Origin of the sequence: Tritonibacter mobilis F1926, from assembly GCF_000376545.2 — a bacterium.
GTDB lineage: Bacteria > Pseudomonadota > Alphaproteobacteria > Rhodobacterales > Rhodobacteraceae > Epibacterium > Epibacterium mobile.
The window spans coordinates 862212-880364 of the sequence record NZ_CP015231.1 but is presented as its reverse complement, the minus strand read 5'-3'; the positions used below and the strand labels follow the sequence as shown (position 1 = coordinate 880364).

The following is an 18153-nucleotide window of genomic DNA, read 5'->3' as shown; positions in this document are numbered from 1 at the left end:
GCCCCCTCGATTTCCGACATCCCCCTTAAGACACAACCCCAGATGCGCGGGCCTGAGGCCTGACGCCCGAGGTAACTTATGCTTCCTTTCATCCTGAAGAGACTGGGCTTGGCTCTGCTGGTCGCCTTTACGGTCAGCTTCATCAGTTTTTCGCTGCTGTTCCTGTCCGGTGATCCCGCCGCTGCCCTTGCCGGTGAAACCGCAAGTGGCGAAGACATCGAGGCCATCCGCCGCGTCTACGGTTTTGACCGCCCGATGCTGGTGCAATATGGCGAATGGCTGTTCTCGGCCATTCGAGGCGATTTTGGCGAGAGCTATTATTTCAAGCTCCCCGTTGCCAGCCTGATCGCAGAGCGCCTGCAAGTCACCATGCTGCTCGGCGTCTGTGGTATCACCTTCGCACTTCTGACGGCGGTTCCGCTTGGCGTCGCCGCAGCCATCCGCCCCAACTCCCTCATTGATCGCGTGGCACTGTTCCTGTCCGTTGCAGGTCAGGCGATGCCTTCCTTCTGGTTTGGTTTGATCCTCATCGTGGTCTTTGCAATTCAACTTGGTCTGTTGCCGCCATCCGGTGCTGCAACGTGGCGCCATTTCATCATGCCGACCATCGTGCTGGGCTATTATGCGATGCCCGCGATCATGCGCCTGACCCGTGCGGGTATGCTGGACGTCTTGAACTCTGACTTCATCCGCACAGCCCGCGCCAAGGGTGCAGGCGAAGGACGGGTCTTGTTCAAACACGCTTTGCGCAATGCGATCATCCCGGTGGTCAGCCTCGCTGCGGTGCAGATGGGCTTTATGCTGGGTGGCTCTATCGTTGTGGAATCCGTCTTTGCACTGCATGGCGCGGGTTTCCTCGCATGGGAGAGCATTGCCCGCAACGACCTGCCCACCGTGCAGGCGCTGATCCTCGTTTTCTCGATGTTCTACATTGTCTTCACCTTCCTTGCCGACGTTCTGAACGCTTGGCTGGACCCAAGAATGCGGAGTTCCTGACGTGACCGACGCGACTGATCCTCTCTATCAAGAAGTCCAAGGGCCGACGCCGCGCCAGATGCTGAAGCTGCGTGCTCTTGGTCACAAAGGGCTTATCTTTGGCCTGATCGTGGTTGGCCTGTTGGTTGTCATCGCCATACTTGCGCCGGTTCTGGCCCCCCACGACCCATACGAACAAAGCCTGATGAACCGCATGGTACCGCCGGTGTTTCTGGGCGGCACATGGGAACACCCGCTCGGCACCGACCATCTGGGCCGGGATTATCTGTCGCGCCTGATCTACGGCGCGCGTGTTTCGCTGCTGATCGGTGCTGTGGCCGCGCTCATTTCGGGCGTGATCGGTACCGCCATGGGGGTGGCCGCTGGCTACTTTGGTGGCAAGGTCGACGCGGTTGTCACCTTCCTCATCAATGTGCGATTGGCGATGCCCGTGGTGTTGGTGGCGCTCGCTGTCGTGGCGATCCTCGGCGGCTCGTTGACGGTCGTGGTCTGCGTTCTTGGCCTCCTTTTGTGGGACCGCTTCGCCGTGGTGATGCGGGCGTCAACCTTGCAGATCAGCCGCCGCGACTACGTGGCCGCCGCGCAGGTCATCGGTGCCTCTACTCCGCGCATTTTGCTGTCCGAAATCATGCCCAACATCTTCAACAACCTGATCGTGGTGATCACGCTGGAGATGGCCCATGCGATCTTGCTCGAAGCGGCATTGAGCTTCCTTGGCCTTGGTGTGCAACCGCCGACCCCTTCGTGGGGCCTGATGGTGAGCGAAGGCAAAAACATGATGCTGTTCGAGCCATGGCTCGTTCTCATCCCCGGCGCTGTGCTCTTCTTGCTGGTGCTGGCGATCAATCTGATGGGCGACGGACTGCGTGACGTCACCGCCCCCGAAGGACGGAGCTGACCCATGACCGATACGCTTCTTTCCGTAAAGAACCTGACCCTCAACATCCCGACCGGCAGCGGCACGTTGCACGCGGTGCGTGGCATTGATTTTGATCTCAAACGCGGCGAAACCCTTTCCATCGTTGGCGAAAGTGGCTCTGGCAAATCTCTCACATCGCTCGCGGTAATGGGGCTTTTGGGCAAGTCGATCAAACGTCAGGCCGATGAGATGCGGTTTGACAATGTCGATCTGCAAACCGCCAATCGCCGGGTGATGCGCGATCTGCGCGGCAACCGGATCGCGATGATCTTTCAGGAACCGATGACCTCGCTCAATCCGGCCTACACCATTGGCGATCAGTTGACCGAGACGCTGCTGCTGCATCGCAAGGTCAGCAAATCCGTCGCTCGGGCGCGCGCGATTGAACTGCTTGAAAAGGTCGGCATCACCGCCGCCGAAAGCCGCCTGTCGCAATATCCCCACCAGCTGTCCGGTGGTCTGCGGCAACGGGTGATGATCGCCTTGGCCTTGATGTGTGAACCGGACCTGCTGATCGCGGATGAACCGACCACCGCGCTTGATGTGACCATTCAGGCACAAATCCTGCGGTTGTTGGTGGACCTCACGCGCGAGATGAACATGGCCATGATCCTGATCACCCATGACCTCGGCGTCGTGGCGCGCGTGGCGGATAAAGTGGCCGTGATGTATGCGGGTGAATTGGTCGAAACCGGCCCCGCAGCAGAGGTGTTTGCAACGCCCAGCCACCCCTACACACGCGGGCTTTTGCGCTGCATCCCGCAGCCCGGCAAGACCGAACGCGGCGCACCCCTTGGCACCATTCCAGGCATTGTGCCCTCGTTGATTGGCGAGGTCAGCGGCTGTGTGTTCCGCACCCGCTGCCCACATGCCCGCCCGGAATGTCGCGCGGATATCCCGCTGCGGGGCGACGCCAGCCATGAATTCAAATGCATCCACCCCGACGGGGCGCTATCCGAAGAAGGAGAGGCGGCATGAGTGATGTTCTAACCCTAGATGGGGTAAAGAAAACCTATAGCGTCAAGCAGGGCCTGTTCGGAGCGCGCAAGCCGCTGACGGCCGTCAACGACGTCTCACTGTCGCTCGGCAAGGGCGAGGTCCTGGGGCTGGTGGGCGAGTCCGGCTGTGGCAAATCCACATTAGCCAAGCTCTTGCTCGGACTGGAGAAACCCACCTCTGGTCAGGTTCTGGTTGATGGCGAGTCGATGGAGACGCTGGACCGGCGCGGTCTGGCAGGACGCTTGCAGCCGATCTTTCAGGATCCCTATTCCTCGCTCAATCCGCGCAAGTCGATCTACGATATCATTTCGCTGCCCTTGCGGGTGCACAAGATCGGGGACAGCGCCAGCCAGACCAAGGCGGTGAAGGACATCCTGGATATCGTCGGGCTGCCGCAGCGAGTCATGAACACCTACCCAAGCCAGATGTCCGGCGGTCAACGCCAGCGCGTCGCCATTGCGCGTGCATTGGTGATGAAGCCCGAAATCGTGATCTGCGACGAGCCGACTTCGGCCTTGGATGTCTCGGTACAAAGCCAGATCCTCAACCTTCTGGGCGATCTGCGGCGCGAATTTGGTCTCACCTATCTGTTCATCAGCCATGACCTTGCGGTTGTCGAACATCTGGCGACGCGCGTGGCGGTGATGTATCTGGGTCGGATCGTCGAAGAGGCCCCGGTTGCAGAACTCTTTGACAATCCCAAGCACCCCTACACGCGCGCACTCCTGAGTTCGGTTCTGACGCCTGAGCCGGGGCTTGGCGTGCCGGAAACAGCGCTTGGTACGGCCTATCCAAACCCCATCAATCCCCCTTCGGGATGCGCATTCCATCCACGGTGTCCGCTGGCGACACAGCACTGCAAAACTGTCGCGCCACGCCCGATCAAGACAGATCACGGCCATGTCGAATGCCATTTGGCAGACCCAGATAGCCCCATGACGCGAAAGGATGCAGCATGAGTGCTCTGTCAAAGACGCAAGTCACCCGCAAACACGTCATTGAGACCGCCGGCGGTGTGGTCGCCTCTCAGCACCGACAAGCCGCAGAAGCAGGCGCAGCCGTATTACGCGCCGGAGGCGATGCCGTAGACGCTGCAGTTGCGACGTCCTTTGTGGTGGGGGTGCTGGAACCGTGGATGAGCGGCCCTGCTGGGGGCGGTGCAGCCATCCACTGGCGCGCAGACACAGGCGAGGCGGTGGCGATCAACTTTGGCATGCGCTCGCCCAAAGGTCTGGATGTTGCCAACTACCCGCTCTCGGGCGATGGCAAGGCGGGCGATTTGTTCCCATGGGAACGGGTGGTCGACGATCGCAACGTCGAAGGCGCAACCGCGATCGCCGTTCCCGGCACTGTCGATGGTATTGGGCAGGCACATGCGCGCTGGGGCAAGATGCCTTGGGCAGACCTGCTTGAACCTGCCATTGCCCACGCCAAAGAGGGCATGCTGGTAGACTGGTACGCCGCACTCTTGATCGCCTCCACCGCGCGCAATCTGGCCCGCGACCCGGACGCGGCAGCCTTGTTTCTGGACGACGGCATTTGGCCCAAAGGGTCCGGCTGGACCGCAGTTCCCGACAATCGCCTCGATCAAAGCCGCATGGCAGACTCGCTGAGCCATATCGCTCAATCTGGCGCGCGCGGCTTCTATGAGGGCGATCTGGCACAAGCTATGGCCCACGACGTGCAGGACAAAGGTGGTTACCTCTCCGCCGAGGATCTCGCAGGCTACAAGGCCTGGATGGGGGCCGCGCAACCGGTCTCCTACCGCGATGCCCAGTTCCACGTGATGCCGGGCCTCACCGCCGGTCCCACATTCGCGCGGGTGATGGAGCAACTGGAAGGTGCGGACCTATCGACACCAGCGGCAACTTACGTAGCCTATGCCCGCGCCCTTGACCGGGCCTATGCGGAACGTCTCGGCAAAATGGGCGATGACGGCGAGGTGCCAGAAGCCCCCGGTTGCACCACCCATTTTTCGGTGGTGGACCGCGACGGAAACATGGTCACCCACACCCAAACGCTTTTGTCGATCTTCGGCAGCCGCGTGGTCTCCCCTGCGACGGGATTCCTGATGAACAACGGCATCATGTGGTTTGATCCCGAACAAGGGCGTCCAAACTCCTTGGCTCCCAATAAGGCGTGCCTGATGAATGTCTGCCCGGTGCTGGGTAGCGTTGGTGACAAACGCTTTGCATTGGGGGCGTCAGGAGGGCGGAAAATCGTCTCTGCCGTCTCTCAGATGGCGTCATTCATGGTTGATGGCAAAATGGATGTGGAACAGGCCTTTCACACACCGCGCATCGACATGTCAGGCGGTGACCAGATCATCGCAGATGAAACCCTCCCCCCTGAGGTTCTCTCTGCGCTTGCCGAGGAAAAACCCACCAGCACCACGCGCCGCACCGTATCCCCTTATGCCTTTGCCTGCCCCGCAGGTGTGATGCGCAAGGGAGATATGAACAGCGGCTGCACCGAAATCATGTCGCCATGGGGCGACGCAATCTCCGAGGACGACCTATGAGCCGCGACGCCGCCATTTCCCGCGTAACCGACTATTTTGAGGCCGGACAGTTCCAATCCGATCTTGCAGATCTCGTGACCTATCGCAGCGAGAGCCAAAGCGACGCCCCCGAAGCCCGCTCCGAATGTCAGCGCTACCTCGAACAAGCCATGCTGCCACGCCTGAACGCGCTCGGGTTCAGCTGTGAAATCATCGACAACCCAGATCCCAGAGGCGGCCCGCTCTTGATCGGCGAACGCGTGGAGGGCGACGATTTGCCCACCGTGCTGACCTACGGTCACGGCGATGCGGTGCTCGGACAGGACGGCATGTGGCGCGAGGGTCTGTCACCTTGGGAGATTGTTGAGGAAGGCGACCGCCTTTATGGACGCGGCACTGCGGATAACAAAGGTCAGCATCTGATCAACATCGCCGCCCTTGAGGCCGTTGTGGCAGAACGCGGCAGCCTTGGTTTCAACACCCGCATCGTGCTTGAAATGAGCGAAGAGGTCGGCTCGGTCGGTCTGCCCGAAGTATTCAAGGCCTATAAGGATCGGCTGACCGCGGATGTTCTGATCGCCTCGGACGGTCCGCGCTTGCAGCCCGAAGTTCCAACCATGTTTATGGGGTCGCGCGGCGGCACCACCTTTGATCTGGTGGTGGAAACACACGAGGGCGCGCATCACTCGGGCAACTGGGGTGGGTTGCTGTCTGACCCGGCGATGATCCTTGCACATGCTTTGGCCAGCATCACCGATGTGCGCGGCCAGATCAAAGTTCCCGAATGGCGCCCCGACAGCCTTACGGACAGTGTGCGCGCCGCCCTGAAGGACTTGCCCGTCGCAGGCGGTCAGGGGCCGGCGGTTAACCCGGATTGGGGCGAAGAAGACCTCACCCCGGCAGAACGTGTCTTTGGCTGGAACAGCTTTACCGTTCTGGCGATGGTGTCCGGCGTGCCGGATGCGCCGGTCAATGCGATCTCCGGCTGGGCGCGCGCCATCTGTCAGTTGCGCTACGTGGTCGGCACCGCTCCCGAAGACGTGGTCCCTGCCCTGCGCCGTCACCTTGATGCGCATGGGTTTGAAAATGTCGAGATCCGCTGCCACGATCGCGGGTTCTTTGCTGCAACGCGTCTGGACCCCGAGCACCCTTGGGCGCAGTTTGTGGGCGACTCGATCCGCAAGACCTCCGGAGAGTTGCATGTATTGCCAAACCTCGCAGGCTCGCTGCCAAACGACAGTTTCACCGATATTCTGGAGGTTCCGACGATCTGGGTGCCGCACTCTTACCGTGGCTGTTCGCAACACGCGCCCAACGAACATGTGCTAAAACCTGTCTGCCGCGATGCCTTGCGGGTGATGGCAGGCGTATTCTGGGATCTCGGAGAACAGGGCGGACCAAAGTCCTGACACCGATATGATCGCAAACGCAAAAAGCCCCGCAAGTCATCTTGCGGGGCTTTTCTTGAAATGCTCCAGAGCGGCTTACGCTGCTTCGGTGACCTTTTCTTTCAGGTGCTTCATCAGGTTTTCCGGCGAAGATTCACCATAGGGATCTTCGGCGTGGTTGTCGTCGCGGCCGGGCTCTTCAAAATAGGCTTCTACAACGCCATCGTTGATGATGGCCGCATACCGCCAGGAGCGCATGCCAAAGCCGAGGTTGTCCTTGGCAACCAGCATGCCGACTTTACGGGTGAACTCGCCGGAGCCATCGGGGATCACTTTGACGTTCTTGATGCCCTGTGCTTCGGCCCATTTGTTCATCACAAAGCTGTCGTTGACCGACATGCAGTAAATTTCGTCGATGCCCTCGGCTTTGAAGTCTTCAAACCCGTTTTCAAAGCCCGGCAACTGGTAGGTGGAGCAAGTGGGGGTGAAAGCACCCGGCAACGAGAACAGGATCACGCGCTTTCCCGCGAAGTAATCCGCGGTGGTCATATCCTGCCAGCGGAACGGGTTCGGACCCTCGATGCTGTCGTCGCGAACGCGGGTGCGGAAGGTCACCTGGGGGAGTTTTTGTCCAGCAAACATGGGAGATCCTTGAACTGATTTGGAATTTTCAGCCCGTGTCTTACCGCATCTGGCAGGGGGTGCAAGGGGGCTGGAAAAACTTCACCACAGTGATTCAATCCCCCTGCCCCACACCTATTTTGGCTAGCTCAGGAGCGTCAGCCACAGCAGTACGGTCACCACGCTGGACGCGGTTGCAATCAGCACCGAAGAGGCCGCCACACGTTTGGCGCGGCCATACATATTTGCAAAAATATAAGCATTCACACCGGGCGCCATGGCCGCATTCATAACCCCGGATCGGAACAGGTCCTGGCGCACATCCAATGCAGACCCCAGCCCATAGACAATGGCCGGATGCAGCAGCAGCGCAATACAGCAAACCATTGCGATGGTGCGCAAATCTCCCTCTGGCCGATACTGCACCATGATCCCGCCTAGCGCAAAAAGCGCAGTCGGCAGACCCGCTTTGGCAACCAGCGCCAGCGCCTCATCCACCGGTTCAGGGATGCTCAACCCCGACAGGTTCACCGCAAACCCGGCGAGGATTGCAATGATCAGGTTGTTCTTAAAGATCGACCGGAAAACAGATTTCACGGTGCGCAGACCGCCCTGCCCCCGGTTGCGAATGACTTCCATAGCGGTAATGCCAAGCGCGTAGCAAAACGGCGAGTGAAACGCGATAATGGCGTAGTTGCCGACCAACGCATCCGGCCCAAAGGCGCGCTCGGTAATTGGCAGACCCAGCAGCACCGAATTTGAAAACAGACAGCAAAAACCGATGGCGACACAATCTTCCCAGTCGCGTTTGAAAATGAGACGTGCGCCAAAGAAGCCCGCAAAGAAACAGGCCCCCGCGCCAATGTAGAAGCTGATCAGCAAGCGCGGGTCAAAACCGGATTGCAGATCGATCCCAGCCATGGCGCGAAACAGCAGAAACGGGATCGCAACACCTTGGGCGAATTTCATCAAACCGTCCATCTGGACTTGCTGGAACATCCCGCGCAGGGTCAGTACGTAGCCGATGCCGACCACGACAAAAACCGGCAAGACGACATTGATAAGGTTGAAAATCATAAGCCTGTCGTCCCGGTCTTTTAGAATTCTTTTTGTTCAATAATCGCTGTGGATCACCATGCCATCAAAGGCGGGCGTGATGTGGTCAGGTGTCTCGGCCTCGACCGTGTCGTAATCCATATCGATGTGCATATTGGTCAGCACCGCACGGGCGGGTTGCATACGATCAATCCACGCCAGCGCCTCCTGATAGGAGAAATGCGTCGGATGAGGTGTGCGGCGCAATGAGTCGATCACCCAGCAATCCAACCCCTCGAGCACAGGCACCACATGCTCGGGAATTTTGGCGACGTCAGGCAGGTAGGCCAGATCGCCAATCCGGAATCCCAGCGCATCAATCCCGCCGTGGTTTACCAAAAACGGTATGAATGGAATGGACCCGCCTGCGCCCGAAATCTCAAACGCGCCGTCGATATCGCGCATCTCCAGAATGGGCGGATAGCTGGAGCCTTCGGGCTGAATAAAAGCATAGCCAAAACGATCAAGCAGGTCGGTCTTGGTCGGCGCGTCGGCATAGACCGGGATGCGCTCGCGCATGTTGAAAACGACCATCCTGAGGTCATCCAGCCCATGCACATGATCTGCATGCGCGTGGGTGTAGACCACCGCATCAAGCCGTCCGATACCAGCATCCAGCAATTGGCTGCGCATATCGGGGCTGGTGTCGATCAGCACCGTGGTTGTGCCCTCAGGCCCGTCCTGCTGCACCAGCATGGAGCACCGACGGCGACTGTTTTTTGGGTTTTCGGGATCGCAGTCCCCCCAATGACCGCCAAGGCGCGGAACCCCACCAGAAGACCCGCATCCAAGGATCGTGCAACGCAACTCCGGCATCAGGCAGCGGCCTCATATTGCGCGGCTTTCCAGAACAATCGGTCAAAATTCTCCTGCGTACGGGCTGCAAATTCCGCGTAATCCAAGCCAAACACCTCTGCGCCGACCTTGGCAGTGTGGGCGGTATAGGCCGGTTCATTGCGTTTGCCGCGATAGGGCGGCGGCGCAAGATAGGGACTGTCGGTTTCCACCAGAATGCGGTCGATGGGCGCAACGGCGAAAATGTCGCGCAACTCCTGGCTCTTGGGGAAGGCGGCGATGCCGGACATCGACAGGTAGAACCCAAGATCTAGCGCGGCGCGCCCCAACTCAGCCGAAGAAGAGAAGCAATGCATCACGCAGGAGTAGGCTTTCTCTGCATGTGTTTCGCGCAAAATGCGGGCCATATCCTCATCTGCGGCGCGCGCATGGATAATGAGCGGCAATCCGGTCTCTTGCGCAGCCTTGATATGAATACGCAGGCTTTGCTTTTGAATTTCGGCGCTGTCACCTGTGTAGTGATAGTCCAGACCCGTCTCGCCGATACCGACAAATTTCGGGTGCTGTGCCAGTGCCACCAACTCATCCACCGTCACGAGCGGCTCTTCGGCAGCGCTCATCGGATGAGTCCCCGCCGCGTAGAACACTGGCGCATGTGCCTCGGCAAGCGCCCGCACGGTGGGTTCATTTTTGAGCTTGGTGCATATGGTGACCATACGGGTCACGCCAGCCTCTGCCGCACGGGCCAGAACCTCTGGAAGTTCCCCGTCAAAATCCGGGAAATCGAGGTGGCAATGGCTGTCTGTGATTTGCGGGGTCGTCATAGTTGCCTCTGTCGCGTTCAAGCTGTCGCGGTTCTGCCGCCGATCGCACAGAGGGAATACTTCAGCGCGACGCGGTGTCCTGCATCTTGAATACCGTATCTAGGACCAAGGCAGCAGGGTCAAGGTTCACCGCCTGACCGTGACGGGTGCGTTCGGTGACCGTGGCTGCAAGATCCGCCCATGCCCGCGCTTTATGCGGATTGGGCGACAGACGCGCCAAAATCGCGCCTTCATTTTGCGCCGCTTCCGGCATCGGTGCCTGTCCCGTCGCCCCCGTGCGCGCCAAGCGCACCAACAAGACATCAATGAGGGTCAACATCAGCTCAAACCGCTCTGCCCCCCCTCTCGCGGCTGCCTTTTCAGCAAGCGCCATGGCGCGTTGGCGATCAAGCCTTGGCAGGCTGTCGATAATCGCCAAGAGCTCAGAGTAGAGCTTCATCCCCTCCAGCGACAGCAACCGCATCGCAGCCCCCACTGATCCCGCCGCAAGGGCGGCAAGGTGGGTCGGGTCTTCTGGTAATGGCGCCCCGGCCTGTTCCAGGGCCGCCTGCATATCGTCGGGCTGAAGCGGGCCAAGCCGCAGCGTCCGACAGCGCGACCGGATCGTCGGCAGCAGCCGCGAGGGCTGGTGCGAAATCAGCAGCAATGTGGTGCGCGCGGGCGGCTCTTCGAGCATTTTCAGCAAGGCATTGGCGGCATTGACGTTCATCTCATCCGCGCTGTCGACGATCACCACCCGGCGTCCGCCCTCGGCCGAGGACAGGCCAAAAAACCGGTTCAGCACCCGGATGTCGTCCACAACGATCTGATCGCGCAGGCGGCCTTTGTCGTTATAGCTGCGGGTGATTGCCGCCATGCCCGGCTCCGCAAGAGCCTGCATGCGGTGGCTCACCGGATGGTCCGGATCAATGTCAAGGCTGCTCGGCGGCGGTGGCGCACCAAACAAACCGTCCTCTTCCATCGGGGGAGTTGCCAGCAGGAAACGCGCAATGCGCCACGCCAAGGTGGCTTTGCCAACACCGCGCGGCCCCATGATCAACCATGCGTGATGCAACCGCTCCGACGAGAATGCGTGTAAAAAATCCGCTTCCGCCTGCGCATGACCATAAAGCCGCACCGTCTCGCGTGGGTGCGGCGCGCCCTCGGCCTGATCGGCACGCGGAAGATCGTCGGCCTCGCTCATGAACGCTGATCCAGCTCCGCCTCAGCGATGCGTGCAATATCCGCTGCAACCGCGTTCATGTCCTGTGCTCCATCGACAATGCGGAACCGATCCGCAAATTCATCGGCCAGCGACAAGAAACCTGCGCGCATCTTTTCCTGCAGCGCGAGGCCAAAATCCTCAAACCGCTCTTCTGTTCCCTGCCGCCCCTTGGCCCGCGCAAGGCCCGTTTCGGGATCCATATCGATCAATATCGTAACATCCGGCTCGCGCCCGATCATCAGCTTGTGCAGACTGTCGACGGTGGCACGCAAATCACCGCGGGACAGACCCTGATACATGCGCGTGGAATCGGCAAAGCGGTCACATATGACAACCTTGCCTGCTGCAAGCGCAGGCAGGATTGTGCGTTCCAGATGGTCACGGCGGGCAGCTGTGAACAGTAAGATCTCGGTCTCTGCCGACCAGCGGTCAGGATCACCCTCCAGCACGAGGCTGCGGATTTCCTCGGCACCGGCAGAGCCGCCGGGCTCGCGCGTCAGCACCACTTCGCGGCCCAGCCCGCACAGATGATCCGCCAGCAGGCGGCATTGAGACGATTTGCCCGACCCATCGATACCTTCGAAGGTCAGGAACAGGCCGGGGCCTTGGTATTGGTTCACGTCGCGTCCTCAGGACCATTCAGGAAGCGCTTCACCAGAACACGGGCCGCAGTCATCACCTTCACCGGGAACCCCCCGGTCCCCACATCGCTTTGCGCCACCAGTGGCAGGCGCATTTCGGGCAGGTCTTCGGGTTTGACAACCAATTCGGCAAGCTGCTGACCGGCCTGAATCGGCGCGGTAACAGGGCCGGTATAGACAACTTCGGCCTTGATCGCATCACCTGAAAGCGCCGGAAGCAGGATCTCGAGATTTTCTGCGGGCACCAACCCCACGGTTGGGCTATCGCCCATCCACACCTCTGCCTGCTCCACTGCAAGACCTTCGCGTGCGATGGTCTTCTTGGTGAACTGGCGGAACGACCAGTTCACAATCGCTTCGCTTTCTTCTGCGCGCTCAGGTGTACTGTTCATGCCTGAGATCACAAAAATGACGCGCCGGTCGCCCTGTTTGGCAGATCCTACAAGCCCGTAGCCCGCTTCTTGGGTGTGACCTGTTTTGAGGCCATCCGCACCGATATCCAGTTGCAGCAGCGGATTGCGATTGCGCGTGTTGGATGGTGCGCGGCCATCAAAGGCGAACTCCTGCTCGGAGAACATCGGATAAAATTCGGGGAAATCCTCGATCAGATGTTCCGCCAGAATAGCAAGGTCGCGCACGGACATTTCGTGGCCTTGGTCTGGCCATCCGTTGGAATTCATGAATGTGCTCTCGCTCATGCCCAGCTCACGCGCGCGGCGAGTCATGTAGCGGGCAAAGCCTGCCTCGGTGCCGTCGGGGCTCAGGGCTTCGGCGATCACCGCACATGCGTCATTCCCTGAAAGCACGATAATTCCGCGCAACAGATCCTCAACCCGCACCCGGTCGGTGGTATCAAGGAACATGGTCGAACCTTTGTAGCTCATCGCGTGTTCGCTGACGGGCAGACGTTCATCCATGGTCAGACGCCCATCACGCACCGCCTCAAAAGCAACATAAAGGGTCATCAGCTTTGACATGGAGGCTGGCGGCATCGGCACGTCAGCATTCTTGCTCAGAAGCACAGTATTTGTGCCCTGATCGACCACGTAGGCCGCTCGGGCCTTGGTTTCAAAAGCCTGCAGAGCCGTCGTGGAACTCGCAAGCCAAAGCCCGGCCAAAGCGCCAAAGCAGGTTGCGGAAAAAAAGCGAATAGTCACGGGGGAGGTCCTCCCTTGGAGCGCTTGTCTGTTTATGCTGGTTCGGGTCGATGAGACCCGGTTCAGTTTGTCACGGCATAGGCGTCGGCAAAGCCTGAGCTTTTCACAGCTTTCAACAGCTGCGTGCGCTCACCTTTGGATTGCGCAGGCCCAACGACCACGCGCCAGAAGGCTTTGCCATTGGATGATTGCTCATAAATGGTCGGGATGATACCCGCATTTCGCATCTGATCCGCAGTGCGCTTGGCATTCGCTTCGACACTGAAAATACCAATCTGGATATAAGGTTTGGTCAAAGCAGAGCGCGCTGGCGCAGGTGCGGCCGGTTTCGGGCTGGCTGGCGCAGGCGTTGCCGCGGGTGCAGTTGCCTCAATGGCGGCTGCGGCGCCGCCCGCGATCGGATCGAGCGTCTCAGTTTCAACGGCGGCAGACGCGGCCACTTGCGGGCTCTCGTCCAGCCCTTCGATTTCGGGAATGTCTGATGCGGCAGGTGTTTCTTCAACAGCTTCGCGACGCAGCGCAGTAACATTCAGTTCCACCGGCGCCCCTGCGAGCATCGACAGCGCTGCTGCCGCGTCAGAGGACACCTGCAACCGTGGCCCCGGAATAGCGCGTTCACGGCGGAACAAGGCGCCAATCACGAATTTTCCATTGGCATTGTTGCGAATAATAACACGTTCAGGATCTTTGACGTCAGGATGCGCAACCCAAACCCCGCCAATGGACGGACGCCCGTCCCACAAACCCGCTTCGGTCACCTGAAACACATCCGGCGCTTCGACGTCACGCTCAACCAATTTGGTAGAGTTGCTTGGTGCCCCTTGTGCGCCCTTGTCTTTGGGTTGCAGGAAGGAAAGGTTCGCCCCCTCTTCACAGCCCGCCAGCGCCAGCACACCTGCAAGCGCAAGTGCCATACCCTTTGAGACACGTCTGGGGCAGTTTGCCGGGTCCGTATTCCTATCGCTCATGCGCGTATCCTGCCTGCTCATGGTCCGTCATCACCTGTGTTCGCCTCGACGCATCCATCCCCTGACGAAATCAAGGTTCGATGGTTGCCGATTTTCCGGTCTCCTGCATCGTCGCACAAAGCATAAACGCAGTGTTTTGGTATGGAAACCCTGACGTTTGGCTTATCCCCTTCAATGGGCGGTGGATTGCGCGTCATTCTCGCAAGATCTGAGCAAAGAGGTTGTATTTCTCCTTGCCACCGGTGCGCTTGCGCCCTAAACCGCACCACAGTTCGATCTGCAGAACCGGGGAGGTGGCAGAGTGGTCGAATGCGGCGGTCTTGAAAACCGTTGAACGTGAGAGCGTTCCCAGGGTTCGAATCCCTGTCTCCCCGCCATTAAATCAATGGGTTACAAACTTTAATGCAGATCTCGGAAACGGCCACAACTTGGCAGTTTCCCACAAAGTTTCCCACTTTCACGTTTTGCCCCATTTTTGTTCTCGTAGGTTTTGGGCCTCTTTTGCGAGGCGTTTTTGGTTCGCTCCCTTGGAGTATTTCTGCACCATGGAGAGGCTCTTGTGGCCTGTGATTGCCGCAATCTGATGATCTGTACAGCCAGCTTCAGCCAACTCGCCCGCAGCACTGTACCTGAGCCCGTGGAGGGAATAATCCATCAGACCAGCAGCTTTACGGACGCGAATAACCTGCTTTTGCAACTGATCATAATTTAGCTGGTGCCCCGACTCGCCCGTCAGGATGAAGCGCGACTCTGAGGAATCAACCCCGTCCAGTACACCAGTGAGCTGCTTGGTGAATGGGATCCAAAGCCGCACCTTAGTTTTACCTTGAGTGACCCAAATGCCCCCATCTTCGATATGCTCCCACTTCATTCTTGTGAGGTCCGATGCGCGCTGCCCCGTGCCCAGAGCGAGCTCGAAAATCAGGAGCGCAAGGCCATCTGCTTCCGTGCGATAGGCCTCGATGGCAGAGGCTGGCCATGGCTTGTGCCCCTCCCCGGTCTTGATCTTCGCGATGCCCTTTGCCGGGTTCTCGCGCTGCCAATCCAGATCGATAGCATGCTCAAACAAGATCGACAGCATATGGGGAATATAATTTGCAAAGCGTGCCGGAGCGGTGGTTGTCAGACAGGGAGGTGGAGCTCCTGTGGGCGCGGGATCGGCGTGCGCTGCTGGATTGTGGTGGCAAGGTCGAGGTGCTCAGTGGGAGGGGGTGATCAGGATTTCTGATTTTATTCCAGAAACCATTCGGCAAGGAGCCATTCTAATTGAGAAAAACATGTAGGGCGAAGGTTGTAGCGACGCGAACCGATGCGGCACCCACCGATATTTGCTTCGTAATGAAGCATGTTACTTGCAACACGTAAGCAGGGTGGTTTCTGTTGTATTTATATCCAAAATCTTTTCGAGTAAGGGCATGCCTTACGGAAAAATATGCGCACAGATACTGGAAATAATCACAAGATATTGACAATATAGCCAAAACCCCAGCGAAATTTATCCACAACTCATAAGATGAAATGTAAGTCTTAGAGAAAGTCGCATCAGATGATTGAGTGGCGAATACCCATGCAACTATTCCAAATGCTACAAATCTAGGACATGTTGACAAAAGGGATTCACACTGGGGCTTCGACGTGATTCAAGCTGGTATCTGCTATGGAGATCAGCTTGCCCCGAAACCTGATGAGCGACGACGAGTGGTCGCTGTTTGAATACTTCATTCTTGCGATCCGAGCCCGGAATGGGCGCAAGCCTACCAACCATCGCCTTGTACTGGATGGGATATTCTGGATTGCACGCACCGGATCACCTTGGCGAGATTTGCCCGAAGAGTTTGGCAAATGGTCCAGTGTTTACCGCCAATTCCGGCGCTGGACGTTGGCTGGGCTGTGGGAGGACATACTCGAAGCCTTGAACCAAAGCGGGGCCGTTCCAAACGCTCTCCAAATGATCGACAGCACTGTTATTCGCGCGCATCATCAAGCAGCGGGCGCAAAAGGGGGACTCCGAGACAGGGTTTTGGCCGTTCAAGAGGTGGCTTCACGACCAAGATCCACCTCCGCGTCAACGCGCACGGGTTGCCCATGAGAACAGACATCACACCGGGGCAAACTTCGGACTACCTTGGTTTTGATCTCGTCATGTCTGATAATCTGCCTGAGCCGAAAGTGCTACTGGCAGATCGGGGCTATGATGCTGATCGCATTCGGAAAAACATGAATGAACGTGATATCCTGACCCAAATTCCGATGCGAAAGACCCGCAAGATGCGCGTCGGCGTGGATCATGGGCTGTATCGATTGAGAAACCTGGTCGAACGGTGTTTCAATAAGCTCAAGAACGCCCGCCGCGTTGCTACCCGGTATGACAAAACTGCAGAAAGTTACCTCGGGTTCATCGACATCACATCCATCCGGCTCTGGGTGCGCCATTTGTCAACATGACCTAAGCAGGAGTACTTTTCACCTTAATGTAGATTGGACTGCGAATTATTCTTCAATTAACTGATTTGTTAAGTTTACTGGATCGTCGACGAAACCGGCATGGGCGCCAGAGCGCGTTGCTCTGAGAGTTGCTGAAAAGTTTGTAGCGAGGTTTGCAGTCTTGTGAATCTGTTCCACGGCGGGCAGCACTGCGGTTCACAAAGGCCGCCAGATTGGGCCAGCGGGCCAGGTCGATACCGGTGAAATTCGCCCAGTTTGAGACCACGAACAGGTAGGCATCCGCCACCGAGAATTGGTCTTCAACCAGCCATTCACGGCCTTCCACGAGCTGGGTTTCAATGAAATCGAATTTGCCCGCAACAGCGGTACGCGCGGCATCCTTGCCGGCCTTGGATGTGCCCTCGCGGAATAGCGGGCCGAATGCTTTGTGCAGCTCGGTCCCAATCCAGTTGAGGTGTTCCTGCATCCGGGCGCGCGCCGGGGTGCCTGCCGCCGGGGCCAGACCTGCTTCAGGGCTGCTGTCTGCGATATACTGCAAAACCGCCGCCCCCTCGGTCAGAACACTTCCAGCGTCCATGCCCAGGGCCGGAACATAGCCCTTGGGGTTGATCGCGCGGTAGTCCGAGAATACGCTTAAGGTGTGCGAGCCTCGCTAAGAGCGCCCCGGTGTTCCGACACGATCTCGCGCAAGAAGCTCGCGACGGCCTGCACCCGACGGGAGGACGCCAGATCAGTTTGCGTCACGAGCCAGATTGGCTGGTCGATGCCCAAGTCAGCGTCGAGACAAACCAGGTCGCGCGGCTGCGCCAGAAAATGCGGTAACACGGCGAGGCCCAATCCCGAAACACAGCCCGTCACCTGGGCTGCAAGCGAGGTGGTCACGACCGCAGGTGCCCGACCACGAAGGGCACGCTCGACCCACTGGGCGGCAGGAAGGTGGCCGTACCTCTCGGCCCAAGCGATGAGCTCGTCGCGCTCGAGATCGACTTCGAAACCTCCGGCGTGGCCTTCCATGTACGACCGCGCGCTATAAAGGCCGTATCCAAGCGTTCCTATACGCTGCACCGAGACATGCCCACGGTCGGGCCTGGTCATTCGCAGCGCGATGTCCGCGTCACGGCGGTGCAGGTTCACGGTGGCAATGTCGGTGGCAATCTCGAGCGTCAGGCGCGGATGGGCGCGGCGCAGGCGCGGCAATTCAGGCAATATTAGCGCGGTCGCGAGGTTTTCGGCCGTGGCAAGGCGAACGGTTCCCGACACCTCCGGCTCTTCCGGCAGGCCCGATCCGAAGGCCTGCGCTGCGGCTTCCATCTCTTCGGCGCGCTCGACCAGAGCCGCGCCTTCTTCGGTCAGCCGGTAGCCCGTGTGGTGCCGCAGAAAGAGCGGGTCTCCGAGACACGCTTCCAGCCGCTGGACCCGCCGGGAAACGGTCGCCAGCCCGATGGAAAGCGCCGCGGCTGCGCCGCTAAGTGAGCCCGACCGGGCGACGGCGAGGAACACCGAGACGTCATCCCAAACCAGTCTCTGCCTTTCCATAATCGGAATTCCCGTTACCGTTTACGGCCATTTCCTGACCTCATCGGAAATGCCACACCCCTGTT

The 18153-nt window shown here is 59.0% G+C and carries 18 protein-coding genes and 1 tRNA gene; 8 read left to right on the top strand and 11 right to left on the bottom strand.

The annotated features are described in order from the left end of the window. The first annotated feature begins 78 nt into the window (after positions 1-78). The 6 genes from K529_RS19640 to K529_RS19615 are packed head-to-tail and all read left to right on the top strand — an operon-like array spanning position 79 to position 6823. Positions 79-996, top strand: a complete 918-nt coding sequence (locus K529_RS19640) for an ABC transporter permease (protein ID WP_005614855.1) — start codon at positions 79-81, stop codon at positions 994-996. Between the two features lies 1 nt (position 997). Beyond that, a complete protein-coding gene (locus K529_RS19635; protein ID WP_005614853.1) occupies positions 998-1894 on the top strand; it encodes an ABC transporter permease in 897 nt (298 codons plus the stop codon). A gap of 3 nt (positions 1895-1897) precedes the next feature. Then, entirely contained in the window at positions 1898-2893 is a 996-nt protein-coding gene (locus K529_RS19630) for an ABC transporter ATP-binding protein (protein ID WP_005614852.1), read from the top strand. Further along, positions 2890-3873 (top strand): ABC transporter ATP-binding protein, encoded by a 984-nt coding sequence (locus K529_RS19625; RefSeq protein WP_005614850.1) that lies wholly within the window; start codon positions 2890-2892, stop codon positions 3871-3873. Before K529_RS19630 ends, K529_RS19625 begins: the two co-directional genes overlap by 4 nt. Beyond that, positions 3870-5435: a gamma-glutamyltransferase family protein gene (locus K529_RS19620; RefSeq protein ID WP_005614848.1), complete on the top strand. Its 1566-nt coding sequence runs from the start codon at positions 3870-3872 to the stop codon at positions 5433-5435. Before K529_RS19625 ends, K529_RS19620 begins: the two co-directional genes overlap by 4 nt. Next, complete coding sequence (locus K529_RS19615) at positions 5432-6823, top strand: M20 family metallopeptidase (RefSeq protein WP_005614846.1); 1392 nt, start codon at positions 5432-5434, stop codon at positions 6821-6823. Before K529_RS19620 ends, K529_RS19615 begins: the two co-directional genes overlap by 4 nt. 75 nt (positions 6824-6898) lie before the next feature. Here the strand turns inward: K529_RS19615 and K529_RS19610 are convergent, their stop codons facing one another. The 8 genes from K529_RS19610 to K529_RS19575 form a co-directional block, all read right to left on the bottom strand. After that, the gene (locus tag K529_RS19610; RefSeq protein ID WP_005614844.1) at positions 6899-7444 is read right to left on the bottom strand and encodes a peroxiredoxin; all 546 of its coding nucleotides are present in this window, start codon (positions 7442-7444) and stop codon (positions 6899-6901) included. A gap of 123 nt (positions 7445-7567) precedes the next feature. Then, positions 7568-8500, bottom strand: a complete 933-nt coding sequence (locus K529_RS19605; protein WP_005614841.1) for an AEC family transporter — start codon at positions 8498-8500, stop codon at positions 7568-7570. Between the two features lie 36 nt (positions 8501-8536). Beyond that, positions 8537-9334, bottom strand: a complete 798-nt coding sequence (locus K529_RS19600; protein WP_005614840.1) for an MBL fold metallo-hydrolase — start codon at positions 9332-9334, stop codon at positions 8537-8539. Next, complete coding sequence (locus tag K529_RS19595; protein ID WP_005614837.1) at positions 9334-10137, bottom strand: TatD family hydrolase; 804 nt, start codon at positions 10135-10137, stop codon at positions 9334-9336. Before K529_RS19595 ends, K529_RS19600 begins: the two co-directional genes overlap by 1 nt. 61 nt (positions 10138-10198) lie before the next feature. Then, a complete protein-coding gene (locus K529_RS19590; protein ID WP_046002774.1) occupies positions 10199-11320 on the bottom strand; it encodes a DNA polymerase III subunit delta' in 1122 nt (373 codons plus the stop codon). Beyond that, the gene (gene tmk / locus K529_RS19585; RefSeq protein WP_005644292.1) at positions 11317-11961 is read right to left on the bottom strand and encodes a dTMP kinase; all 645 of its coding nucleotides are present in this window, start codon (positions 11959-11961) and stop codon (positions 11317-11319) included. The genes K529_RS19590 and tmk overlap by 4 nt, the downstream gene beginning before the upstream one ends. Then, positions 11958-13139, bottom strand: a complete 1182-nt coding sequence (locus tag K529_RS19580; RefSeq protein ID WP_046002775.1) for a D-alanyl-D-alanine carboxypeptidase family protein — start codon at positions 13137-13139, stop codon at positions 11958-11960. The genes tmk and K529_RS19580 overlap by 4 nt, the downstream gene beginning before the upstream one ends. Positions 13140-13201: 62 nt before the next feature. Next, a complete protein-coding gene (locus tag K529_RS19575) occupies positions 13202-14107 on the bottom strand; it encodes an SPOR domain-containing protein (protein ID WP_046002776.1) in 906 nt (301 codons plus the stop codon). Positions 14108-14394: 287 nt separating this feature from the next. On the opposite strand from K529_RS19575, the gene K529_RS19570 reads away from it, so the two are divergent. After that, positions 14395-14484, top strand: a tRNA-Ser gene (locus tag K529_RS19570). Between the two features lie 80 nt (positions 14485-14564). Here K529_RS19570 and K529_RS19565 read toward each other — a convergent pair. Next, a complete protein-coding gene (locus tag K529_RS19565) occupies positions 14565-15188 on the bottom strand; it encodes a tyrosine-type recombinase/integrase (protein WP_005661526.1) in 624 nt (207 codons plus the stop codon). Positions 15189-15764: 576 nt separating this feature from the next. On the opposite strand from K529_RS19565, the gene K529_RS23290 reads away from it, so the two are divergent. Then, a protein-coding gene (locus K529_RS23290; protein WP_157888506.1) for an IS5 family transposase occupies positions 15765-16552 on the top strand; the annotation gives its coding sequence in 2 pieces (ribosomal slippage) (positions 15765-16101 and positions 16101-16552; 789 coding nt in all). 52 nt (positions 16553-16604) lie between these two features. Here the strand turns inward: K529_RS23290 and K529_RS19550 are convergent. Then, complete coding sequence (locus tag K529_RS19550) at positions 16605-17129, bottom strand: glutathione binding-like protein (RefSeq protein WP_227512349.1); 525 nt, start codon at positions 17127-17129, stop codon at positions 16605-16607. Between the two features lie 56 nt (positions 17130-17185). Then, positions 17186-18088, bottom strand: coding sequence for a LysR family transcriptional regulator (locus tag K529_RS19545; RefSeq protein WP_046002840.1), 903 nt, complete (start codon positions 18086-18088; stop codon positions 17186-17188). Positions 18089-18153 lie beyond the last annotated feature (65 nt).

Coding starts and splice junctions, on each gene's coding strand:
- K529_RS19640 (WP_005614855.1), top strand. CDS start 79: ATGCTTCCTTTCATCCTGAAGAGACTGGGCTTGGCTCTGCTGGTCGCC.
- K529_RS19630 (WP_005614852.1), top strand. CDS start 1,898: ATGACCGATACGCTTCTTTCCGTAAAGAACCTGACCCTCAACATCCCG.
- K529_RS19625 (WP_005614850.1), top strand. CDS start 2,890: ATGAGTGATGTTCTAACCCTAGATGGGGTAAAGAAAACCTATAGCGTC.
- K529_RS19620 (WP_005614848.1), top strand. CDS start 3,870: ATGAGTGCTCTGTCAAAGACGCAAGTCACCCGCAAACACGTCATTGAG.
- K529_RS19615 (WP_005614846.1), top strand. CDS start 5,432: ATGAGCCGCGACGCCGCCATTTCCCGCGTAACCGACTATTTTGAGGCC.
- K529_RS19610 (WP_005614844.1), bottom strand. CDS start 7,444: ATGTTTGCTGGACAAAAACTCCCCCAGGTGACCTTCCGCACCCGCGTT.
- K529_RS19605 (WP_005614841.1), bottom strand. CDS start 8,500: ATGATTTTCAACCTTATCAATGTCGTCTTGCCGGTTTTTGTCGTGGTC.
- K529_RS19600 (WP_005614840.1), bottom strand. CDS start 9,334: ATGCCGGAGTTGCGTTGCACGATCCTTGGATGCGGGTCTTCTGGTGGG.
- K529_RS19595 (WP_005614837.1), bottom strand. CDS start 10,137: ATGACGACCCCGCAAATCACAGACAGCCATTGCCACCTCGATTTCCCG.
- K529_RS19590 (WP_046002774.1), bottom strand. CDS start 11,320: ATGAGCGAGGCCGACGATCTTCCGCGTGCCGATCAGGCCGAGGGCGCG.
- K529_RS19575 (WP_046002776.1), bottom strand. CDS start 14,107: ATGAGCGATAGGAATACGGACCCGGCAAACTGCCCCAGACGTGTCTCA.
- K529_RS19565 (WP_005661526.1), bottom strand. CDS start 15,188: ATGCTGTCGATCTTGTTTGAGCATGCTATCGATCTGGATTGGCAGCGC.
- K529_RS19550 (WP_227512349.1), bottom strand. CDS start 17,129: ATGGACGCTGGAAGTGTTCTGACCGAGGGGGCGGCGGTTTTGCAGTAT.
- K529_RS19545 (WP_046002840.1), bottom strand. CDS start 18,088: ATGGAAAGGCAGAGACTGGTTTGGGATGACGTCTCGGTGTTCCTCGCC.